20 protein-coding genes and 3 tRNA genes are annotated in these 18,638 nt (G+C 66.1%); 7 read left to right on the top strand and 16 right to left on the bottom strand.

The genetic code is table 11. The features are described 5' to 3' along the window. The first annotated feature begins 71 nt into the window (after positions 1-71). Positions 72-605: an inorganic diphosphatase gene (locus NS220_RS05265; RefSeq protein WP_058623034.1), complete on the top strand. Its 534-nt coding sequence runs from the start codon at positions 72-74 to the stop codon at positions 603-605. A gap of 67 nt (positions 606-672) precedes the next feature. Here NS220_RS05265 and NS220_RS05260 read toward each other — a convergent pair whose 3' ends face one another. Continuing rightward, the gene (locus NS220_RS05260) at positions 673-2,118 is read right to left on the bottom strand and encodes a peptidoglycan DD-metalloendopeptidase family protein (protein ID WP_058623033.1); all 1,446 of its coding nucleotides are present in this window, start codon (positions 2,116-2,118) and stop codon (positions 673-675) included. A 214-nt stretch (positions 2,119-2,332) separates the two neighbouring features. On the opposite strand from NS220_RS05260, the gene NS220_RS05255 reads away from it, so the two are divergent. The 3 genes from NS220_RS05255 (at position 2,333) to NS220_RS05245 (ending at position 2,644) form a co-directional block, all read left to right on the top strand. Then, a tRNA-Glu gene (locus NS220_RS05255) sits at positions 2,333-2,405 on the top strand. Positions 2,406-2,433: 28 nt separating this feature from the next. Beyond that, positions 2,434-2,507: transfer RNA gene (locus tag NS220_RS05250), tRNA-Asp, on the top strand. A gap of 64 nt (positions 2,508-2,571) precedes the next feature. Then, positions 2,572-2,644: transfer RNA gene (locus tag NS220_RS05245), tRNA-Phe, on the top strand. A gap of 236 nt (positions 2,645-2,880) precedes the next feature. Here the strand turns inward: NS220_RS05245 and NS220_RS05240 are convergent. From NS220_RS05240 to merA, 7 genes are all read right to left on the bottom strand, one after another. Continuing rightward, complete coding sequence (locus NS220_RS05240; protein WP_193755276.1) at positions 2,881-3,855, bottom strand: Abi family protein; 975 nt, start codon at positions 3,853-3,855, stop codon at positions 2,881-2,883. A 516-nt stretch (positions 3,856-4,371) separates the two neighbouring features. Then, positions 4,372-5,373, bottom strand: a complete 1,002-nt coding sequence (locus tag NS220_RS05235) for an IS481 family transposase (RefSeq protein WP_058623031.1) — start codon at positions 5,371-5,373, stop codon at positions 4,372-4,374. Positions 5,374-5,442: 69 nt separating this feature from the next. Continuing rightward, the gene (locus NS220_RS05230; RefSeq protein WP_058623030.1) at positions 5,443-6,363 is read right to left on the bottom strand and encodes a cytochrome c biogenesis CcdA family protein; all 921 of its coding nucleotides are present in this window, start codon (positions 6,361-6,363) and stop codon (positions 5,443-5,445) included. 3 nt (positions 6,364-6,366) lie between these two features. After that, complete coding sequence (locus NS220_RS05225) at positions 6,367-6,891, bottom strand: TlpA family protein disulfide reductase (protein WP_005882713.1); 525 nt, start codon at positions 6,889-6,891, stop codon at positions 6,367-6,369. After that, positions 6,888-7,187: a hypothetical protein gene (locus NS220_RS05220; protein ID WP_005882715.1), complete on the bottom strand. Its 300-nt coding sequence runs from the start codon at positions 7,185-7,187 to the stop codon at positions 6,888-6,890. The genes NS220_RS05225 and NS220_RS05220 overlap by 4 nt, the downstream gene beginning before the upstream one ends. Positions 7,188-7,216: 29 nt before the next feature. Continuing rightward, positions 7,217-7,879 (bottom strand): organomercurial lyase MerB, encoded by a 663-nt coding sequence (merB, locus tag NS220_RS05215; RefSeq protein WP_058623029.1) that lies wholly within the window; start codon positions 7,877-7,879, stop codon positions 7,217-7,219. Between the two features lie 45 nt (positions 7,880-7,924). Then, positions 7,925-9,349 carry a mercury(II) reductase gene (merA, locus tag NS220_RS05210; protein WP_005882720.1) on the bottom strand — a complete coding sequence of 475 codons (1,425 nt, stop codon included), beginning with the start codon at positions 9,347-9,349 and terminating at the stop codon, positions 7,925-7,927. Positions 9,350-9,454: 105 nt separating this feature from the next. Between merA and NS220_RS05205 the strand changes: the two genes are divergently transcribed. Then, positions 9,455-9,844 carry a heavy metal-responsive transcriptional regulator gene (locus tag NS220_RS05205; protein WP_040347802.1) on the top strand — a complete coding sequence of 130 codons (390 nt, stop codon included), beginning with the start codon at positions 9,455-9,457 and terminating at the stop codon, positions 9,842-9,844. Between the two features lie 189 nt (positions 9,845-10,033). Here NS220_RS05205 and NS220_RS05200 read toward each other — a convergent pair whose 3' ends face one another. From NS220_RS05200 to NS220_RS05165, 8 genes are all read right to left on the bottom strand, one after another. Next, the gene (locus NS220_RS05200) at positions 10,034-10,288 is read right to left on the bottom strand and encodes a hypothetical protein (protein WP_058623028.1); all 255 of its coding nucleotides are present in this window, start codon (positions 10,286-10,288) and stop codon (positions 10,034-10,036) included. A 1-nt stretch (position 10,289) separates the two neighbouring features. Beyond that, positions 10,290-10,898: a hypothetical protein gene (locus tag NS220_RS05195; RefSeq protein WP_153004164.1), complete on the bottom strand. Its 609-nt coding sequence runs from the start codon at positions 10,896-10,898 to the stop codon at positions 10,290-10,292. Next, positions 10,895-11,827 (bottom strand): tyrosine-type recombinase/integrase, encoded by a 933-nt coding sequence (locus NS220_RS05190; protein WP_058623026.1) that lies wholly within the window; start codon positions 11,825-11,827, stop codon positions 10,895-10,897. The genes NS220_RS05195 and NS220_RS05190 overlap by 4 nt, the downstream gene beginning before the upstream one ends. A 205-nt stretch (positions 11,828-12,032) precedes the next feature. Next, complete coding sequence (locus tag NS220_RS05185) at positions 12,033-12,275, bottom strand: helix-turn-helix transcriptional regulator (protein WP_058623025.1); 243 nt, start codon at positions 12,273-12,275, stop codon at positions 12,033-12,035. Further along, entirely contained in the window at positions 12,272-13,639 is a 1,368-nt protein-coding gene (locus NS220_RS05180; protein WP_058623024.1) for a replication initiator, read from the bottom strand. The genes NS220_RS05185 and NS220_RS05180 overlap by 4 nt, the downstream gene beginning before the upstream one ends. Next, a complete protein-coding gene (locus NS220_RS19635; protein ID WP_153004163.1) occupies positions 13,626-14,054 on the bottom strand; it encodes a hypothetical protein in 429 nt (142 codons plus the stop codon). The genes NS220_RS05180 and NS220_RS19635 overlap by 14 nt, the downstream gene beginning before the upstream one ends. Further along, complete coding sequence (locus NS220_RS05170; RefSeq protein ID WP_058623022.1) at positions 14,051-15,469, bottom strand: FtsK/SpoIIIE domain-containing protein; 1,419 nt, start codon at positions 15,467-15,469, stop codon at positions 14,051-14,053. The genes NS220_RS19635 and NS220_RS05170 overlap by 4 nt, the downstream gene beginning before the upstream one ends. Then, positions 15,469-15,867 (bottom strand): hypothetical protein, encoded by a 399-nt coding sequence (locus NS220_RS05165; protein ID WP_058623021.1) that lies wholly within the window; start codon positions 15,865-15,867, stop codon positions 15,469-15,471. Before NS220_RS05165 ends, NS220_RS05170 begins: the two co-directional genes overlap by 1 nt. A 154-nt stretch (positions 15,868-16,021) precedes the next feature. On the opposite strand from NS220_RS05165, the gene NS220_RS05160 reads away from it, so the two are divergent. Together NS220_RS05160 and NS220_RS05155 are read left to right on the top strand one after the other, a co-directional pair. Then, on the top strand, positions 16,022-16,573 hold the full coding sequence (locus tag NS220_RS05160) for a hypothetical protein (protein WP_058623020.1): 552 nt from the start codon (positions 16,022-16,024) through the stop codon (positions 16,571-16,573). 214 nt (positions 16,574-16,787) lie between these two features. Beyond that, on the top strand, positions 16,788-18,629 hold the full coding sequence (locus NS220_RS05155) for a site-specific DNA-methyltransferase (protein ID WP_058623058.1): 1,842 nt from the start codon (positions 16,788-16,790) through the stop codon (positions 18,627-18,629). The last annotated feature ends 9 nt before the right edge of the window (positions 18,630-18,638 follow it).

Below are 18,638 nucleotides of genomic sequence, written 5' to 3'. Positions count from 1 at the left end.
CAGCGGCGCGGGCTCGGGGCGGCTCCCGACTAGGCTGGGCGCGGAAATCCACAGATCTAAGGAGCACGAGTATGGGCGCATACGACGCCGTCATCGAGATCCCCCGCGGCAGCCGCGTGAAGTACGAGGTCGACCACGGCACCGGCCGTGTCTACCTCGACCGCATCCTCTACACGGTGTTCGGCTACCCCGCGAACTATGGCTTCTTCGAGAACACCCTGGGCGAGGACGGCGACCCGCTCGATGTGCTCGTGCTGCTCGACCGCGACCTGCACCCCGGCATCCTCGCCAAGGTGCGCCCCGTCGGCGTCCTGAAGATGAGCGACGAGGCCGGTGGAGACGACAAGGTCGTCGCCGTGCTCGCGAAGGACCCGCGCTGGGACCACATCCAGGATGTCGGCGACATCGACGAGTGGACCAAGAAGGAGATCTCGCACTTCTTCGAGCACTACAAGGACCTGGAGCCCAACAAGTGGGTCAAGGTCGACGAGTGGGCGGATGCCGCCGAGGCCGAGCGCCTGGTGGCCGAGGCCTTCACGCGATTCGACGAGCACGACGCGCAGACCAAGACGCAGGGCTCGGGCGAGGCGCCCAACACGCTCTGATCCGTCACGGATACGAAAGAACCCCCGGTCGCAGGACCAGGGGTTCTTTCGTATCCGACGAGGAGTGTCAGACGTCGATTCCGCGCCAGCGCAGCCAGGGCGCCGGGTCGGTCGTCCCGCCCCACGGCGGGTAGACCTCGAAGTGGAGGTGGCAGCCGAAGGAGTTGCCCGTCTGACCGGTGGCCGCGATCTGCTGACCCGACGAGACCCACTGGCCGTACGAGACGTAGATACCGCCGTCGACGATGTGGGCGTAGCCCGTGCCGGAACCGTCGGGGTGCTCGATGCGGATGTAATTGCCGTAACCGCCGTTGTACCCGGCGTACGTCACACGGCCGTCGAAGGCTGCGTAGATCGGCGACCAGCATCCGGCGCCGAAGTCGAGACCCAGGTGCCACGAGCTCGCGCAGTAGCTGCCGTTGCACTGGCTCGAGCGCGGGCCGTAGCCCGAGGTCGTGCCGGCCCACGACGGGCGGGACCAGCCGCCCGGGCCACCGCCCCCGCCGCTGTTGCCTCCGCCGCCGCCATCGCCACCGCCGCCGCTGTCGCCACCGCCGCCACCGCTGTTGTTGTTGGCGTTGTCGCGCGCTTCCTGCTCGCGACGCTCGCGCTCGGCACGGTCACGCGCTTCGGCCTCTTCACGGGCCTTGCGCTCGCGCTCTTCGCGGGCTTTGCGCTCCGCCTCGACACCCGCTTGGTAGTCGGCGACGGTCTTCGCGGTCGTGTCCTGGAGAGCCGCGAGCTGCGCCTCGAGCGTCGCCTGGTTGGCCTGCTGGGCCGCGAGGGCGTCCTGCGCGGCCGCGGCGGCCTGCTGAGCGGCGACCATCTTCTCTTCGGCGATCTTCTGCAGACGGTCGCGCTCGGCGCGAGCGTCGTTGGCCTGGTTGCTCAGGTTCTTGGCGTTGTCGCGCGCCGTCACCGCGGCGGCGTACACCGCGCGGTTGCGATCGACGAGCTTGTCCATCGTCCCGAGCTTCGCGAGCAGATCGTCGGCCGTCGCGGCCGAACCGGAGAAGAACAGGTCGAGAGAGGTGTCATCGCCGCCGGCGCGGTAGAGCTGGGCGGCGACCTTGCCGGCCTTGGTGGCGGCATCCGTCGCCTTCTGCGCCTCGGCGTCGGCCTGCGACTGGATCTGCTGGGCGCGATAGTCGGCGTCGAAGTAGGCCTGCTGCGCGGTGTAGTACTCGTCGGAACGGGCGACCACTTCGGCCTGCGTGCGCGCCACCTCGGACTGCAGCTGCTGGATGAGGCCCTGGATGCGCGTGATCTCGCCCGCTTTCGCGGCTTCATTCGCCCGCGCGGCCTCGACGTCGTCCCACGAGGGGTAGTCGGCGGCGTAGGCGGGCGAACCGAACGACGGAACCGTCGCGCCGAAGGCACCGACCGCCACGGCGCCGATGGCTCCCAGCTTCAGCGCGCTCCGACGGTCGAGCGACGGCCATAGACGGCGCCTCTCACTCGCGGAGGGCGCGCAACCGCAGTCGTCTTGATCTTCGGGGCGCTCGAGCGTCACGGGAATACCTTCTCTCACCGGTTCGCAACTCGGAACACAGTAGCAACACGAGTCACAGGAGCAACAGGGCGAGTTCCCGCCGTCGGGCCTCATTCTCGGCCCCGATGCCCCCTCCGACACGGACGCCACGCCCTCGATTGGCAATCTCGCGAATCATGAAGTAGGCTCGGTCGTCGGCAAGCGAGCACGAAATCGCCAGGTTTCGGGCTCATCCGGCCCCATCGTTTAGCGGCCTAGGACGCCGCCCTTTCACGGCGGTAGCACGGGTTCGAATCCCGTTGGGGTCACTTTCCGGTAGAACAACTAAATACGCATGGCCCTGTAGCGCAGTTGGTTAGCGTGCCGCCCTGTCACGGCGGAGGTCGCGGGTTCAAGTCCCGTCAGGGTCGCTCTGAGCGACGGGCCCTTTTCGAAGGGCCTTTCGTTTCGGTCGCGGCATCCATGGTGTCGCGAGGCTCTGTAGCTCAGTTGGTAGAGCGCACGACTGAAAATCGTGAGGTCACGGGATCGACGCCCGTCGGAGCCACACGGACCGTCGTTACAACGGTCCCAGAAACCCTCGCCTAGCTTCTACATGGCGGGGGTTTTGCTTTTCCCTGGTGCGGGGCGGTTTCCGTGTCGCCTTACTGCTGCTCCGACTCAACGCTGAGCGACCGAAGTTCCCGTACATGGAGCGAGCGCGGCGAGACGCGAATCCCTCGTCATGGGAGCTTGGGCCGGTCGAGGGCCGGTTCGGGCGTCAATCGCAGTGCTCCTCAGGAACTACTTTCTCCAGAGCGCCAGCTCCTGCCATCCATCCGGGAATCCCATCGTGTTCTCGAGCGTCATCCCGCCAACGTTGCCAAGCTTCTTTGCTTGAGTTGGCAGGGCCGACCATGCCCAGGTGCTCGACGGGTTCACCGCTCGCTCGAGGTGCGCCGTGAGGGCGATCAGCAAGTAGATCTTCTGCCGTCGGTCGTTGTCCAGATCGTTGAGATGATGCAGGTGCTCCGGCGCGACCTGGGTGGCGAACTTCGGCGGCACATCGACTGTCGCTCGGTTCCAGATTCGATTGCTGTGGGCACAGTTGTTGCGAAGGATGTTGAGCGCGCGCAGCCATCGGTAGAGCGTGTCCGCGCCGTTGCCCCTCAGACCGAACTCGTACGCAATCTTCTTCCGATCGCGAGCGTCCATCAGCGAGTACAGCCGGATCAGACAGCCAAAGTCCATGAACCCCGTCGCTACCCAGATCGGGATCTCACCGCCGTAGTGCAGGACGTGGTGCTTTACGTACTCCTCATCCTTCGCATCGCTTCGGAGCTTCTCGTATCGTGCGACCCAAGCTGCGTGCGCCGTGACGCCGTCCCGGTTGACGACCGTGCATGCCGATGCATCGAGGTGCTGGAGCTTCAGGTGGCCGTCTCCTGCCCGCTTGCCGAGCGTGTAGCCAATCTTTGTTGCGAAACCGACCTCAAGCTCCTGGAGAGCCTGCAAGACCACCGCGCGGAGCTTACGATCGAACTCGTAGAGATGAAGCGCGTCCTCAAGGCTCGAGCCGGGCCGGAAGGTCTCCGCGCGCGTTCGCTTGGCTGCAATATCTGCTTCTGATGGCGGCTCGCGGAACGGGTAGGTGTACGCCGACAATCGGTAGTACCCGATTCGCTTGAGCGCAGCGATGGCACCCGGGCGATCGGCGCTCGTGAGCCCGCGACCGAGCATCTTCGCGAGCTGATCGTCGTACGGGAGGTGTTCCTTCACGCTACCCATCATGGCGAAAAAGAAAACCAGCCCATGTCATCTCGGCAACTCGAAAGTTATTGAGCGACAGCGGGGCTGGTATTTATGGTCCTACCCTAACTCCCGGCGCCGGCAGTCGTCAAACTCTGAACAGAGGTTTTTTCAGGTCACTCGGCGTGTCGTCCGAGGGTTGTCCGGCGCTCTCTCGGGGGTTCAGCCCGACCGTCTTGATCCGCCATGGCGGGCGAACCTCAGACGGGTGTTCCGCTGACCAGGAGACGCGCATCTAGCCACCAGCGGTCGCCCAAGTTGCCCTGCAGACTCCCCGCTCTGGATGAACGTCGGGGCAGTCGGCGAGGCAACAACCGCACATAGGGCGCGCAACTGAGCCGGTGTCTGCTTCGTTCTCACAGGCGCACCTGACACAGGAGCAACGCGTGCCGCGCGCGGGGAGATTCAATTCGAGGCGTTGCTCCTCGTTCACCTCAGATGCGAACACGATGTTGTACTCGACCCCGCCGAGCACCACAGTGCGGTCTAGATGTATGAGGCCAGGACGTTGTTGACGCGAATTGGCACGAGCGTGGCCGGCGGCTGACCGTCCGCGGCACCGTGCGGGCGGTGGTAGTTGTAGTGCAGGTTCCAGCGCTCGAGGGCGTTGGCGCGTTCGTCTTCTGAGGTCCATGTCCGTGCATAGAGGAACTCTTCGGCAAGGATCCGGTTGTACCGCTCGATCTTTCCGTTGTGGCGGGGCGTGTAGGGCGTGATCCGTTGGTGCCGCGACCCGGCCAGTGCATCGGCGAGCGCTGAGGCGCGGTAACAGGATCCGTTGTCGGTCACGATCCGTTCGATGTGCGTGATGCCATGAGCCGCGAACCATGCCCGCGCTCGCGCGAGGAACGCAACGGCCGTCGCGGCCTGCTCGTTCGGCAAAGCCTCGGTGTACGCGAGGCGTGAGTAGCCGTCAATCGCTGAGTGGAGGTAGACGTAGCCGGCTCGCGTGCCGCGGGTTTTCGTCCGCGCGACGGCGCGAGCTTCCGGGCTGTCCTTGCCATGAGCCCGCCATCCGCCGCCATCGGGGATTCGGCCGACCTTCTTGACGTCCAGGTGAACCATGTGGCCGGGGCACCGAGCGACAATCTTCCTCGCTTCGCGGTTACTTTCCCCGGTCGGGTCGATGAAGCGGCGCCGGTTGAGCTGCAGGTCGGTGAGGATGCGACTCACCGTGCGCCGACTGATCTGAATGCCGACCTGTTCGAGCTCGAACGTGATCCGAGCCGCTGAGCACTTGTGCTCGCGCCGCATGCGTTCGACTTCGCGAACAACGACGTTGGGGGTGGCTGTCGGGGATTGCTTAGGCGTCGATGAGCGGTCGAGCAGACCGACCTCACCGAACTCACGATGGCGATGGACCCACTTTGACGCGGTAGCGCGGGAGATTCCCATCTCAGCTGCCACGTGAGCGATCGGCCGGGTCTTGCAACGCTCGACCAGCCGCCGACGTCCCTCGACTGACAGTGGCGAGTTGCGGTGAGTCATGCACGTCCTTCGAAGAATGTTCCAGTCGAGTCGCTGAGTCCCGGACCAAGCCCCCCATTCAGCCGTCGGCTACTGACCCTCGTGGTCGCCGCCTGACACGCCGAGCCCGACGTTCGTGGTGTCGCAGCAGGCCTCCGGCGATTCGGAACTGGCTCGACGCCGCCTATGGGCGGCGCCAAGGGCGAGTACTACGAGGAGGGAGATGACCGCGAGCGCCGCGATCGGCGCCGTGTGAGCCTGAACCCAGCCGGACAGGGTCGTTGAGAGCCTGGCGACACCGCCGGCACGGCCGGTCGCGACGAGGTTGTTGTCGGCGGTGGCGGCGGGCCACCAGTACCACGCGAGGTAGACGCCGGTGAGCAGCAAGACGGCGCCGGTGATCCGGGGGCCATAACTCCCGAGGCGTGCGACGTGGCGGGTTAGGCCGGTACCCGCGGCGGTGGTCGCGAGTGCGAGCAGCAGCAGGATGCTGGCTGAGCCGGCGGCGTAGACACCGAAGACCAGCAGCAGCCCCGCGTAGCTGGCGGTGGCCTGTGCCTGGGCGATGACAGCAAGGATCACTCCGAAGGTGCACGACAGGGAGGCGAGGGCGTAGCCGATCCCGAAGACCAGCATCCGGGCGGTTGGCGGGAGGCCTTCGGTTGCTCGGCCGGTGATCCGGGGCAACCGCACGGAGATCGAACGGCCGGCCAGCATCCACAGGCCGAGGAGCACCAGTAGGACGCCTACGGCGAGACCGAGTTTGGGCGCTGCCTGGATCAGGCCCCGAGCCCCGGCGCTCACCAGCAGGCCCGCAGCTGCGAGGGTGCCGGCGAACCCGATCGCCAGTGCGATTCCGGACCGCAGGGCCCTCAGCAGCCGCACCGGGACGGGCGAGGCGTCAGCGTCGCCGAGGGTCTGGCTGATCCAGGCCGGCAGCAGCGCGAACCCGCACGGGTTGACCGGCGCCACCATGCCGGCGGCGAAGGCGAGGCTGAGCAATCCGCCCATGGATCAGGCTCCGGCCTTGACGAGTTCGGCGGTGATCGTCTTCGCGTCGGGCTCGGTGGCACGGAAGGTCACCTTGCCGTCGCCGTCGATGACGATGAGGGTGGACAGGGCGGCAACGTCGAATCGCTGGGACAAGGCGGCACCCTCGTCTATGGCGGCCGGGACGTGTTCGGCGTCGACGTACTCCATGAATCCCTCGATGGTCTCCTTGGACTCGCCGGGGTCCATGTCGACGGCGAGGAAGCTCGCCCCAGCACCCGACTTCTCGGCAGCGGTGGCGGCCTCGCCGAGGGAGCGGACGCCTTCAACGCATTCGCCGCAGCCGACGGAGAAGAAGAACACCGCGGTCGGCTTCCCGCTGGCGGGCAGGCTGACCATCTGGCCGTCGATGCTAGTAACCGCCGCTGGCGTGCCCGCATCTGCGGCTGGTGTGGCGTCGGTGTTTCCGCAGGCGGTCAGAGCCAGGGAGCCTGCAAGCAGGAGACCGGCGACCGAGAGGGTCGCGCGGCGGGTGCGGGTAAGCGTCATCGATTCTGGTCGTCCTTCGTGTCGCTGGGGTGGGTGGAGTTCACAGGCGGGCAACAGCCATGCCTGGCGTTGTTGCCGCCGCTGCGGCGCCGCGTGGTCGCGAGGACCGCGAGCACCAGGACGGCGATGCCGGTGCCGATCACCCAGGGGTTGCCGAGGAACCCGCCGACACTGGCCAGCAGACCACCGGCGAGGAGCAAGGGAAGTAGGGCGCAGCAGGCGACCATGAGCAGCGCGGCCCCGGCTCCGAGGAGCAGGCCGCTGCCTCCCGGTTGGTCGTCGTGGTTGGACTTCATCGGAGTGGAGTTCCCTTCGGTGTTCTTGGTCAGCAGCGGCAGTGGCCGTCGTCGGCCACTGCCGCGTTGGCCTGGAACTGGTTGAGGAAGCCGGTCGTGAGGTCGGTACCGATCCGATAGGCAACGGCCACGGGCACGACCTCGGCGCGGGGGTGCTCGGCCAGCCAGCCCGCGGCGTCCTCATCGGAGGTGAAGTAGTGGACCTGGTTGCAGAAGGAGGACCGGATCGAGGTGATCTGGTCGGGGTTGACCAGCGACACCACCGCGGTGGCGGGTTCGACGCTGGTGACGCCGGCGGCGGGGTCGATGGTGACCCGGATCGGCTCGCCGCTGGTCGGGGAGACCGACTCCACGCTCGCCGCGCGCTCGAGCAGGGTCGGAAAGATCAGGGTGTCCAGGGCGCACCAGGTGTAGAGCTCCTCACCGGCCACGGTGAACCGGTGAGGGGTGGGGCGCAGGGTGAGGCCCTGGCCGATGATGCGGCCCTGGTCGTCGTACTCGGTGTCCGGCACCGCGGCCAGACCCGTGCGTACGTCGTCGACCGGACGGCCGGCGGCCGCGGCGAACTGCTCGACGGTGACCGGGCCGCCCTCGACGATCAGCCGCAGCAGCGGGATCAATAGGACGGCGTCAAGGCCGGTCTCTTCGGTGTTGTTGAGTCGTTCGGGCAGTTGCGTCGTGAGCTCCGACATGGCGGTACCTTCTTCATGAGTCGGGTGGAGGCTGTCGGCTGCGGGTCACGCGCAGCAGGACAGCTTGGAGATGTCGGTGGTGAAGGCCTTGGCGGCGATCCGGATGCCTTCGGTCATGGTCAGGTAGGGCGCCCATGCGTCGGCGACCTCGGTGACGGTCTTGCCGAGGATGTGGACACCGGCGGCGGCGAGCTCGCCGGCGTCTTTGGCGACGGCGGTGAGGCCGAGGATCTCGCCGGTCTCAGCGTTGGCGACGATCTTGATGAAGCCGCGGGTGTCGCGGTTGACCAGCGCCCGGGGCACGTAGTCCAGCGGCAGGACGCGGCAGTCGCAGCGGATCCCGGCAGCGAGCACCTGGGCCTCGGTCATCCCGACCGCGCCGATCGCCGGACTGGTGAAGGTCACCCGCGGCAGCCGGCTGTGGTCCACCGACCGCTCAGCGCCAGCGAACGTGTTCTCAGCGACCATGTTGCCGTGATGGGCGGCGACGTAGACGAACTCGGGGTGCCCGGTCACGTCGCCGGCTGCCCAGATCCGGGGGTTGGAGGACTGCAGTTGGTCGGTGACCACGATCTCGCCCGTGTCGCCGGTCTTCACCTCCACCGCATCGAGGTTCAGCCCATCGGTGACCGGTCGGCGGCCGAGGGCGACGAGGACCTGTTCGGCGTGGAATTCCTGCTCGCCGCCGGAGATGTCAGCGGTGACAACAACCTGGCCCCTGACGTCGTCACGGGCAACGTGGGTCGGGACCGCACGGCGGACCACGCGGATGCCCTCGTCGGCGAAGACCTCCTGCAGCGCCTTGGATACCTCCGGCTCCTCCTTCGACGCCAGCCGGGAACGAACCAGCAGGGTGACCTTGGACCCGAGCCGGGCGAACAGTTGGGCCTGCTCCAAGGCGACGTAGCCGCCGCCGAGCACCAGCAGCGAGTCGGGAACCTTGGTCAACTCCATCGCCGTGGTCGAGGTCAGGTAGCCGGCCTCCTCAAGACCGTCGATCGGTGGGGCCCATGCGCTGGCGCCGGTGGCGACCAGGTAGTGATCAGCGTCGATCGTCTCGACCGCACCGTCAGTCGCGGTGACCTCAAGAACGGGCGCTTCTGGCGTGCCGGCGAACGCAGCGTCGCCGTGGCGGATCTGCCAGCCGTAGGCGTCGGCGACGTCGACGTACTTCTCACCCCGAAGTTCCTCGACGAGGTCCTGCTTGCTGCTGATCAGCGCGGGCATGTCCACGTCGTCCGCTGTGGTGGCGATCCCCGGGAAACGGTTGCCCGCCTCGGCAGCGGTCTGGCGGGCCTCAGCGGCGGCGATGAGCGCCTTCGACGGCACGCAGCCGGTGTTCACGCACGTGCCGCCGAAAGTGCCGCGCTCGATCATCACCACCGACTTGCCGAGCGTGGTCGCGCGGATGGCGGCGGCGAACGCGGCGCCACCCGATCCGATGATCGCAAGGTCGTACCTGGACTGCATCTCGATTCCTCCCCTGAGTCTTGAGAATTGCTCTTGATGCAGCCACAATGGACCTTCCAGTACGGGGGAAGGTCAAGTGCGACCTGTGACACATCGGAGACCCAGATGAGGATCGGCGAACTCGCCGAGGCGGCCGGCACCACCGCCAAGACCCTGCGGTTCTACGAGGAGCAGGGCCTGCTTCCCGCGGCCGAGCGCACCGCGTCGGGATACCGCGACTACGATCCGGAAGCAGCGACTCGGATCGACTTCATCCACCGCGGCCAGGCTGCCGGACTTACCCTCGCGCAGATCAAACAGATCCTCGACATCCGCGATGGAGGCGAGATTCCCTGCGGCCACGTCCGGGACCTCCTAGACGTTCGTCTGAAGGACATTGAGCGCCAGATCTCGGATCTCGTCTCCCTCCGCGACAACGTTGCCGCCCTCCGCGACGCAGCCGCAGAACCCGAACCCGAGACCTGCAACGCCGACGAGGTCTGCAGGTACCTGTAGCCAATCCGAGATGACGCGCGCAGAGGCGGAGCCTCCTGCCGCGACCTTCCTACGTGACCACAACGTTATGGCCAGCAACATCTAGATCCTGATTTTTCATAACCTGCCAGGATAGCTCTACGCCACTGCGGGTAGACGTTGATGGCTGGCCCGGGCTGGAACGCCGCGGCGCGATGCGATCAGAGACTCTCAGTCGTTGTCGAGTCGTCGGAAGATGAGTTCGTAGTCGTGCTCGTCAATCAGATCTGCAATGAAGGCGTACTCGACGGCATCGAAGCTGTTCGGCCGGGTTTCCCAGTCATCCGCGAGGCCGGTCGTCTTGTACTGCGGCTCATATGTCCACGAGCGAAGCGTCCTCACCAGTTCTTCGCGCGAGATATCGCCCCTCGCTGCGGCGCGGACTACATCCATTGCGGTCGCGAACTGCGACTCCGACCCGCTCACATCACCACCTCCAAATCGCGTCCGGGATCTCGGCGCCGACGACGAGCGAGAGCTTCCGCTTGGTCTTGTCGAGCGTGTTTCCCAGAGTCGCACGACCCTCGGACGGGATCAGGAGATCGGGATACCCATCGAGCGTGACCCACCCGTCAATCAGCGTGAGATCCAGATCCCACTCCATGCTCGAAAGGTCGCGGTAGCGATCGCGAGAGCGCCCGATGTCTGCCTCAGCATCCGCTCGGTCCCACCCGTTCACTCGGCACAAGGTCGCGATGACGGACTCCCACCGATCGTTGAGCTCCGCCAGCCCGGAGTGCTGTGTTTCATGGCAGGCGCCGCACAGCGCGATCACCCCGGTGAGCCGCTGGACAGGGTGAGATCCGTTTCTGTCGAACTCCCACATCTCATGACAGTCCGGGTTCCGCGTGCCCTCGCCGTAGAACGACGGCTGATCACACACCTCGCACACTCGGCCGGCGCGCTCTGCAGTCCTGCGACTTAGCGCTACCCACCTGGACGTCGGCAGGATCGCTCGCAGGTTGGAGCCCCATACGCTGCCTGGCAGCCGGTCAGCGCCGAGCGTCATGGTGCCGTCTTCGTTCCGGATGATCATGAATCGCCGCCTCTCTCAGCTTGACCGAGGCCCGAGCCGAACAGCGAGTCGATTGCGGCGGCCGCCCGCTTGGCGACGTCGGACCGAGCGCGGCTGTATCGCTCGGTCATCTGCATGCTCGAGTGGCCGAGTACCGCCTGCACGTCGTTCGCGGACGCGCCGGCATCGAACAGCATGGTGGCGAGCGTATGGCGTAGGTCGTGGAGCCGGAGGTCGTCCCGGTGCAGCTTCGCGCGGAGCGTCTTCCAGTCGATCGCGCGGCGCACGTTGGAGGCGTTGATCCGCCCGCCCCGAGGACCCGTGAACACGAGGTCGCCGCGGTGCTTGCCGGCCATGGCCTCGGTCAGCGGAGCGACGAGCGGTGTCGGGATCGGGACGTCCCGCTCCTTGTGGCTCTTCGGCGTCAGCTCGACCCCGCGTCCGTCCGCGCCGATGCTGAATGCCCGACGCACGTGGATCGTCCGATGCGCAAGATCGACGTCTTCCATGCGCAATGCCGTCGCCTCATTGGCGCGCATACCGGTGTAGACGAGAGCGGCAATGTAGCGCCGATAGTGCGCATCATCGATCGCTGCGAGCAGCGTAGGCACCTCCGCGGCCGTAAGCGCGCGAGAGCGCAGGCTCGTCGCCGACTCCGACTTCGGCCGACGCGCGAGACGCGCCTGGTTCAGGGGCACCAGGTGTGCGCGGACCGCGCCGTCGAGGAGCCGGCTCAGCACCGAGAGCGCATCGATCCGCGTGGAAGTGCTCCCCTCCCATCCGGCGATCGCTTCCTCGATGACGCCCGCCGTGAGCTTCTCGAGCCTCACGTGTCCGAGCCACGGCTTCACACGCAGGCGCCAGCCGCGCTCATAGGCACGAGCGGTCGACGCACGCACACTGCCCTCGATGACCGACCAGTGCCGCGAGTGCCACTGGGCGAGCGTCATATCGCCATCGGGATAGCGGCGAGTGAGGGTCTCAGCGCGGAGCTTCTTCGCTTCGGCGAGAGTCTCGACAAACGTCGACCGTTCTCGCTGCTCCCCGTTAAGCCCGATTGCCCAAACCCGCACCTGATACTTGCCGCGATCCTTGCGGAAGCGGATGCCCTCAGGCAGCGGGCGCCGTGTCTTCGGGTCGACCCGTTGGCTTCTTTCAGCCGACACCGCGGGTACCGCCTGCCTCGAGGAACGCTGCGATGGTCGATGCCCGCCAGAGCATGTGCTTGCCCATGTGCGCGTCGGGGAACGGGAACCGGTTCTGCCGCCGCAGCGAGTCGAAAGTCGACAGCGGCACGCGGCAGAGTGCGGCCGCCTCGCGGCGAGTCAGGTAACCGTTCTGCTCGGAGTTGTCGGCGACGTCGATCTCGGGGTCGTCGACGAGCGTGTGAGTGGTCATGTCGTGCTCCTTTCGGTAGGTGGGGTGTTGCGGTCTCGTGCGCGATCGTGGCGCCACTGGCGGGCGGCATCCGCTGCCTCTCTCGCGAGTGCTTTGTCGCCGTTCGTGAGCCAGCCCATGCCCGCGTATGCCCAGGAGCCGATGATGAGCACCTCGTCGGGGCGGATCTCCTCGGTCGGCTTCGTCTTTGCGAGCAGGTGCTGGAGGCGCCAGGTCCGTCGCGCGCCGCGGAGCGAGCCGAGCGTCACCGAGTAGCGCCGCGACTTCGTCGAGAAATGGCCGCGGAAGCCGAGCATCCCGTCCCAACGGTGGAGCTGCTCGTACGGACCTTCCGGATCGACGACAGCCGCCAGCTCGCGGACGGTCGATTTGATGCGCTTGATGTGGTCACGGCCGGCGCCAGTCGGCTCGAGGTCTTCGGTCGCTTTCGTGGCGTACTTCGCGATGTAAGCGGCCACAGCGCGGTCGGACAGTGCACCGTCAAGACCCTCGCGACGCACGATCGGCCGCACGTCGAACTGCTTGCCCCAGGTGAGCGTGCGAGTCCTGGCGTCGCCAGGAAGCTGAGCCGCAGCGACGCTCGTCTTCTTCACCGCAGATTGGATTGCGGCCACGAGGTGATCGGTCGACACCGCGGCCGGCGGCGCCGGAAACGGAAGCTGCTGATGGATGCCGTCGAGCCGGATGATCGCATGGAAATGCACCACCCCTCGACGCTGAAATTCGGCGACCTTCGCGAACTGCAGCCGTACGACGCGGGCCGCTGCGCGCTGCGTCAGGCCGAGCGATCGAGCCAGCTCGCGGCGCAGCCGGATCGTGAACCGACGCCACAGTTCAGGCGCGTGGTACTGCCAGACGACGTGACCGACGTAGTCGTAGCACTCGGCGCACACCGCATCACCCCGCTGCGGGTCATCGTTGTCATGGTGGCAGCGGCATCCTCTCGGCTTGCCGTGCTCGCAGACTCCGGTGCGGCGGTCGACCGCGGTCGTGTGCACCGCTCCAAACGACGGGGCAGTGAGCGTGAGGAAGACCATCGGGTGCTCGGCGACCTCCTCTGGCACCTCCTTCATCCCACCCGCAGCGCCGGCCATGATCATGTGCCAGGTGTCGCCCTTGTACTCGTAACTGCAGGACTCGCAGCGTGTGGCGCGTCGATTGCCGCACCGGGTGAAGGTGACGCCGTCCGGCTCGCGCGCGGACGAGTACTCCGAGAGGACCTCGCCGGATGCCTCGTGGAGCGTCGTCGAGGACCCGACGAGACGCACCGGGTTGAGGCAGTAGCCCGTCGAGGCGACGTTGTGCATCCAACGGTCGTATTCCTCGCTGCGGAGCCGCCGTGCGACGGATTCATCGAGACGCATCGGTCACCACCATCACGGGCACCGCGCAGCCGATCGGGTAGGTCAGGCCCATGAAAGGGTCGTCGTACCAGGTGATGCGGCAGATCTCATCGCTCTCGTCGGTCTCGCGACGCAGCTCCTGCCAGTTGATGATCGCTGCGTCCGAGCAGGAGTTGTTTGCGATGGTCGGCCCGTAGTCGTCGAGCAGACTGTCGTCGACGGCGGGCGCGTCGTATCGTGCGACCTTGAGCATGGCGGCGCGGTCCCACTTCTCCCCCAGGTTGCAGGGCGCAAGAACGTCAGCGGGGCGTGCCCCGGTCGTCTGGCGACTTGGGGTGGGTGACGGGCTCCCAGTCGGCGCCGCACATCCCGACAGGACGAGCGCCGCGACGAGGCCAACCATGGCGGCAGATGCGAGACCACGGATGCTGTTCATGATGCGGTTTCCTTTCGTGAGGTGCGTCGCGGGGCTCGCGGCGCACGAGGTGGGCGGGGCTGACGCTCTTCAGGAGCGGGAGGCTCGGGAACGACGACAGGCACCTGCCGCGGCGCGGCATAACGGGCCGCGACGTCACGGATCATGTCGTCAGTGATCAGGCCGGCGCGGACGCGCTCAGGCGGACGACCGTCTTCGGGGAGGACGTAGGCGACGCCGGGTGTGTTCGGCGAGATTTCGTGACAGCGTGCACCTGCCGCGACTGCTCCGTCGCCGAGGACCATCGCGGTCTCCATACGGTCGCGCAATCGGAGACCGACCGTCTGAGTGAAGAGGCCGCGCGCCGGCAACGTCTCCTTTCGCGGGTCCTGGAGGCAGGCGAACACGATAAACCCGACAGCGCGGCCCTGTGAGGCGAGGGTCGCGAGTGCGGCGTTGGCCCGGCGGAGCAGATCACGGTCGGTCTCGTAGGCAGTGAGTGCCGCGAGCTCGTCGATCAGCACGACGATCGTCGGGCTGTCGAGGGTCGCGACGTGCTGTCGCGTCTTGCCCGCGAGATCTTTAGCTCGCTGCTGCATCGCGGCGACGGCATCCTCGAGCAGAATCACCGAGCGCTCAGCGTCGGCGGCGAACCGCGTGAGCAACGAGCGCCCGAGAGCGAGTTCCATGCCGCCCTTACGATCGATCCCCCAGACCTCGACCAGGCCGGTATGGATCGGTTCGGCGAGCCCGAGAAGCAGACCCCACACCAGCGACGCCTTGCCGCTACCCGACGCGCCGGCCACGAGGGTGTGAGGACCGAGGCGAAGCGACCACGGTCCGCCCGTTGCGTCTCTGCCCATGGGGACCGTCTTGCCGTCCCACGCCGCGGGCAGGTCGAGGGAGAACGCGAACTCGAGTGCATCGACGTATTCGAGCCGCAGCGCCATGGCGCCGATGTGCTCGCCGTGGACCGTCGCGCGGCGTGCACCGAAGGCCTGCGCGAGAAGATCTGCCTCCACCTGCAGATGCTCACGGCCGAGTCCCTGAGGGAGGGCAACGCCGACCGCACAAGTCCAGCCCTGCCACACTGGGGTGCTGATTGCGGGAACCACCATGCCGCGCGTGCCGTAGCCGGGGGCGCCGAGGCCGACGCGCATCGCGACGCTGGGCCAGCTCGCGAGGATGTTGCGCGAGACATCGCGCTTCCACTTCTCCTCGGGGCGACGCGGCATCCGCAGAGCAGTGACCGTCACCCAGACGCCGAGCAGGAGGACAAGAGCCAGGCATCCGATGTTGAACGCAACCTGCACGGCCGGCACCGGCGGCAGCCACGAGACGACCACCACGATCGCCGCAGCCCACCACCACCGGCGCAGGAGAATGCCGATCTCGTCACCCCAGCTCCGCAGCTCGCGCGGCACGGCGGTTCGCATTACTCGGCACCCCGCGGCTTGGGCGCCGGCTTCATTTCGCGGGCGCGGAGCGAGTAGGCGACGCGGGGACGCCCCTGCCCCTCCTTGACGTACGGCGTCACGGTGAGGCCCTCGAACACGGCCGGGCGGAACGGCAGGCCGTTCAGTTCGGGCGGCAGCTGCGGCTCGGAGATGCTCGCGATCTTGACGGTGACCTCGCCCTGGCCCTTCTTGGCGTCGGGGTCGGCGTCGATCACGCGGACCTGCCAGAGCGGGTGACCGGAGTTCTTGTCGAGATCCTGCCCCTGCCGCTCGCCGTCGTCGGACCACTTGACGATCGGCTCGACCTCGCCGACGACGAACGCCCCGCGCGGGAAGAACGCGTCGAAGCTGACCGGGATTGCTGACTGGATTGCCATTACTAGTTCCTCTCAACTGGTGAACTTTTTGCTCACGGGACCAGCATCACACTTCCCGCTCAGGTAGTCAACCTTTTTCTCACCGAGCGCTTCTGATGTCGCCACTCGCAGAAAAACGGCACACGAGTAAGCTCAGAGCCGTGGAGGAGTCACCATGAGCGAGCTGCCGGCACTGCCGACGTGGGGCGTCGTTCCCGACCCGGTTCGCAACGTCCTCCAACGGCTCAAGGAGCGAGCCGCTGCCGGGGTCGAGGCAATGGATACTCAGAAGATCAGCGGCGAGACCCCGCAGAACCACGACGAAGCGTTCCTGCAGATGTCGTGGGCAGCGGAGGCCGCAGATCGCGCCACCCGGGACTATCGCAGCGTCTTCAACGCCTACACGCACAAGTTTCACCAGCCGAAGCCGCCGATCGGCGAACTCGCTGCAATGCAGGGAGCGATCACGCAGTCCTTCGCAAAGCGCTACACGCCGAAGACCGTCCAGGCGATCGAGGCACTCCTCTCAGCGGAACCCAACCTCGACGCGATCCGCACCGGCATCCGTGCGCTCGGCTTCGCGGATCTCCGCGGCATCTCCGATGCGCTTGATCGAGCGATGGAGGAAGCCGAGTCGCAGCGGGGCTTCCACCCCTGGCTGCCAGCGGCTGACAAGGCGCGTGCTGCGAGCCGTGCCCTGGAGCGACTCGGCGACGACGAGCTGTGAGAACTTTCTTTACTCGTTCAAGGCCGGCCTCCGGCCGGCTCGGCGGTTGGGTGCGCCGCTCTGCGGTGCGTCCGGTCCTCGCTTCGCTGCGGTCCGGGCGCTCCTCGGCGACATTCCCAACCGCCGGGAACGTGATTGTCGAGTAAGAGCGTGACTCTCACTGGAACCATTCCCCTTAGCCGCGCCAAGGCTTTGAATCGACAGGAAGATGCTTGTGCCTGAACTGAATTGGGTAGGCAAAGCCAAGGTGATCACCCATCACCTCGACGTCCCGTTCCGCGTCCTTGACCGGCAGTACTCATTCGACGAGCGCGGTCAGAAGACGGACGACAACGGATCGCCGAACATGATCATCCATGGCGATAATCTCGAAGCTCTCAAGGCGCTGCTCCCTCAGTACGAAGGGCGAATCGACTGCGTCTACATCGACCCGCCCTACAACACGGGCAACGAAGGCTGGGTCTACAACGACAACGTCAACGACCCCAGAATCAAGAAGTGGTTGGGCGACGTCGTTGGTAAGGAGGGCGAAGACCTCTCGCGCCACGACAAGTGGCTGTGCATGATGTATCCGCGGCTCCGGCTGCTCCACAAGCTCCTCGCTCCGACCGGCGTCATTTTCATCTCCATCGACGACAACGAGTTCGCCAGCCTCGGCAAGATCATGGACGAGATTTTCGGGCCCTCCAACAGGCTTGCCTATGCGCCTGTGCGTTCTGAGCCCAGCGGCGGGAAGGACAAGACCGCGCTGCGTACCGGGCACGAGTACCTCCTGATCTACAGCAAGGGCGACCAGAGCATGCTGGCGATGGAGGAGAAGGAGAGCGGAGCGCTCAATCTCAGCGACTCGTTCGGACCGTATAAGAAGGGTCGCGAGCTGCGCAAGTGGGGTGCCACCTCCGACCGATCCGACAGGCCCACACTGTGGTTCCCAGTCACGGCTCCGAACGGAGCAGTTGTGCTGCCGGTCAAGAACGACGGGACCGAGGGGTACTGGCGTTGGGGTAAGGACCATCGCGGGATGGCACAAATCCTCGAAAATCCGGGCTTCGCGCACTGGGAGCTCACGCCGTACGACAAAGGGGTGTCAGTCGACGGCGAGACAGAGCGATGGGTGCCGTATGAGAAGATCCGCGAAGTCAGGAGTTCGTTCGGCTGGAACACATGGCTCGACGGCTACGGCACGAACGCGGAGGCCACGGCCGTCATTAAGGCGATCTTCGGTTCCAAGAAGTTCGACACGCCTAAGCCGCTCAGCCTGCTCGAATGGCTCGTCGCCCTCAATAGCAACCCCAACGCAATCGTCCTCGACTCGTTCGCGGGATCAGGGACGACTGCTCAGGCGGTTTTGAACCTCAACAAGAGGGATGGCGGGAATCGCAGCTTCATCCTGGTCGAGCTGGGTGACTACGCAGAAGAAGTCACGGCTGAGCGAGTGCGTCGCGTGATCAATGGCTACAGTGGCGAGACCTCGGAAGAGGTTGTGCTGTTCGAGCAGAAGCTCACTCTGGGCGCGCTGAAAAATGCTCCCGAGATCCTGGCAGAAGCGACGAAGGTCGCTGACAGCGCTGTGGGGGTGTACACGACGGTGTCCCGTCCCAAGGTGGTCACCAAGGTGGCGGGGAAGACAGGCTCCTCCTTTGTGCAGGTAGTCGCCACGCACACTCGGGAGTTCGATGTGTCGGGCACAGGTGGTTCCTTCTCTTTCTACGAGCTCGGAGAGCCTCTGCTCGTCGATGGCACTTTGAATCCCGCGGTGCCGGCGGAGCGAATTCGTGACTACATCTGGTTCACAGAGACCCAGACCACGGCACCCGAGGTGTCGTCTGAGACGCATCCGTACTTCTTGGGGACCGATCGGCACGTCGCCTACCACTTCATCTACGAAGTCGACGAGGTCACGAATCTGGGCCGCAAATACATCGCTTCCCTGTCTCCTGAGGTGGTGTCGGATGCTTTGGTGATTTACGCCGATACCTGCACGCTTAGCGACCAGGAGTTGTTGACCCTGAACATCACGTTCAAGAAGATCCCGCGCGATATTACGAGGCTGTGAGTCAAGGAC

Origin of the sequence: Microbacterium testaceum, from assembly GCF_001476655.1 — a bacterium.
Classification (GTDB): domain Bacteria; phylum Actinomycetota; class Actinomycetes; order Actinomycetales; family Microbacteriaceae; genus Microbacterium; species Microbacterium testaceum_C.
The sequence above is the reverse complement of the archived record's forward strand: the minus strand, read 5'-3'. Positions and strand labels throughout refer to the sequence as shown.